This is a genomic window from Paraburkholderia ginsengiterrae (genome assembly GCF_001645125.1).
Lineage (GTDB): Bacteria > Pseudomonadota > Gammaproteobacteria > Burkholderiales > Burkholderiaceae > Paraburkholderia > Paraburkholderia ginsengiterrae.
On sequence record NZ_LXKA01000142.1, the window covers coordinates 1 to 496 of the forward strand.

Consider the following 496-nt stretch of genomic DNA (forward strand, 5'->3'; position numbering starts at 1 on the left):
CTGTCGACGCGGGTGGCGTTCGATTTGGAGGGGCTGGTCGGCCTGGGTTCTGCGGGCTTGCACCCCTACCACGTGCTCGTGGGGCATCGGCTGGGCTTCGTGCTGGTCGTGGGTGCCACTGATCGTCGTGAGGCCGAGGGGTTGCTGCCGAAGGCGGATTTCACCCCGCATCGCGTCGCGCAGCTTGGCGTCGAGCGCGGAGAGCGGTTCATCGAGCAGCAGCAGTTTCGGTTGCGACGCGATCGCGCGCGCGATCGCGTCGCAACCGAAACTGCTGCTGCTCGATGAACCGCTCTCCGCGCTCGACGCCAAGCTGCGCGACGCGATGCGGGGTGAAATCCGCCTTCGGCAGCAACCCCTCGGCCTCACGACGATCAGTGGCACCCACGACCAGCACGAAGCCCAGCCGATGCCCCACGAGCACGTGGTAGGGGTGCAAGCCCGCAGAACCCAGGCCGACCAGCCCCTCCAAATCGAACGCCACCCGCGTCGACAG

General features: G+C 67.7%; 1 protein-coding gene and 1 pseudogene. Both read left to right on the forward strand.

Annotation, left to right across the window (positions count from 1 at the left end; genetic code table 11):
• Positions 1-288 (forward strand): hypothetical protein (locus A6V37_RS43135; protein WP_208607861.1); only part of this gene is annotated, 288 nt, incomplete at its 5' end.
• Positions 239-496, forward strand: a pseudogene (locus A6V37_RS43320) (polyamine ABC transporter ATP-binding protein); the annotation flags it as partial. The gene A6V37_RS43135 and the pseudogene A6V37_RS43320, both read left to right, overlap by 50 nt.